This is a genomic window from Flavobacterium sp. (assembly GCF_003525665.1).
Lineage (GTDB): Bacteria > Bacteroidota > Bacteroidia > Flavobacteriales > Flavobacteriaceae > Flavobacterium.
Genome location: NZ_DQDX01000039.1, coordinates 1 through 1,713, shown reverse-complemented (window position 1 = coordinate 1,713; position 1,713 = coordinate 1). Strand labels below are relative to the sequence as shown.

Annotated in this window: 3 protein-coding genes; 2 read left to right on the top strand and 1 reads right to left on the bottom strand. The window is 32.6% G+C overall.

What is annotated here, in order from left to right; genetic code table 11:
- Positions 1-94 precede the first annotated feature (94 nt).
- Entirely contained in the window at positions 95-1,066 is a 972-nt protein-coding gene (gene gldB, locus DIU01_RS03030) for a gliding motility lipoprotein GldB (RefSeq protein ID WP_290831780.1), read from the top strand.
- Complete coding sequence (gldC, locus tag DIU01_RS03025; protein WP_290831779.1) at positions 1,059-1,394, top strand: gliding motility protein GldC; 336 nt, start codon at positions 1,059-1,061, stop codon at positions 1,392-1,394. The genes gldB and gldC overlap by 8 nt, the downstream gene beginning before the upstream one ends.
- An 11-nt stretch (positions 1,395-1,405) precedes the next feature.
- Here gldC and DIU01_RS03020 read toward each other — a convergent pair.
- On the bottom strand, positions 1,406-1,713 hold a 308-nt coding region (locus tag DIU01_RS03020), incomplete at its 5' end, for a hypothetical protein (protein WP_290831778.1).

Here is a 1,713-nt window from a genome sequence, read left to right as displayed (position 1 = left end):
AAAGAACTTCCGTTGGTCGTTTTTTTTCATCAAGAAAAACTAACCCAAAATTATAAAAGGATTTCCGTTACTATCTGGGCTAAACCTTAGAATAATGAAGAACACTTTTTTTATAATCCTATTTTCAATCTTGTTGTTCTCTTGCGACAAAAAATCAAAAGTAGAAAAAGCCGTAGAAGAAATTCCTGTAGAAATGAAAGTCATTCGTTTCGAACAAGCTTTCTTCGACGCAAAACCATCCGATTTGCAATCTGTAAAAGCACAATATCCAGAGTTTTTTCCAGCAGAAACTCCAGATCAAGTTTGGTTAGAAAAAATGCAAAATCCACAATGGCGCGAATTGTATGGCGAAGTAGAAAAAAAATACAAGAACTTCAATGCCAAACAAACCGAAATTGAAGAACTATTCAAACACATAAAATATTATTTTCCAACCATAAAAACGCCCAACATTTACACAGTAATTGGTGAAATGGATTATAACAACAAAGTGATTTATGCCAACGATAAATTACTAATCGCATTAGAATTATATCTTGGAGGAAAACACCGTTATTACGCAGAATTCCCAGAATACATTGCACAAAATTTCGAAGAAAGACAAATGTTACCAGACATTGCCAACAGTTTCTCAACCGGAATTCTTCCTGCGCCAACAGACAAAACACTGCTTTCTCAAATGATGTATTTTGGTAAAGAATTGTATCTAAAAGATTTGTTATTATCAGACGATTACACCGATGCCGAAAAAATTGGATACACACCAGAACAAATTTCTTGGAGTAAAGAAAACGAATATTTCATCTGGATGAACTTTGTAGAAAACAAATATTTGTACAGTTCCAATTCTAAGTTAGCAACGCAATTCATCAATTTGGCGCCATTTTCAAAATTCTATTTAGAGATTGATAACGAATCACCAGGTAGAATTGGGCAATGGATCGGATGGCAAATCGTGCGTTCGTTTATGGAAAACAATCCAAAAGTAACCGTGCAACAATTAATAAAAATGGATGCCAACAGCATCTTCGAACAATCAAAATACAAACCTAAAAAGAATGAGTAACACAATAACTTCCGAAATAAAATTCGTAGTAGAATTAGACGAACACAGAGTTCCCGAAAAATTAACATGGACAGCACAAGATGGCGGCGTTGAGCTAGAAGAAGCCAAAGCAATGCTATTGTCTATCTGGGACAGCAAAACCAAAGAAACATTACGTATTGATTTATGGACAAAAGACATGCCAGTAGACGAAATGAAAATCTTCTTTCATCAAACGTTAGTTGCAATGGCAGACACATTTGAGCGTGCCACACAAGACGAGAAAATGGCAGCAACCATGCGCGATTTCACCGATTATTTCGCCGAGAAATTAGAATTAAAAGGATAAAAAAAAAGTGGTTATTTAACCACTTTTTTTAGTACCAATATTGATCGAATATCTTTAGTAATTTTCTCTGGAATGTTTATAACATCCATTTCATAATCGTCTAGATTTTTCATTTTAGATAATGTGTCCGATGAATAAAATTTGTTATCAATGGAAACAAATATTTTTGAGTTATAGTTTTTATATTTCAAGATATTTTTGATGTCATTATTAGAGGTATTTGAACCTATAATTATAGAATCATTTTTAATTGGTTTTTTTACAATTTTCCAATCGTTTTTTTCTTGAGAATAAATTAAATTCGATAATAATAATGTTG

Bases quoted from the DNA above. Each gene is read 5' to 3' on its own strand.
- gldC (WP_290831779.1), top strand. From the start codon at position 1,059: ATGAGTAACACAATAACTTCCGAAATAAAATTCGTAGTAGAATTAGAC.
- gldB (WP_290831780.1), top strand. From the start codon at position 95: ATGAAGAACACTTTTTTTATAATCCTATTTTCAATCTTGTTGTTCTCT.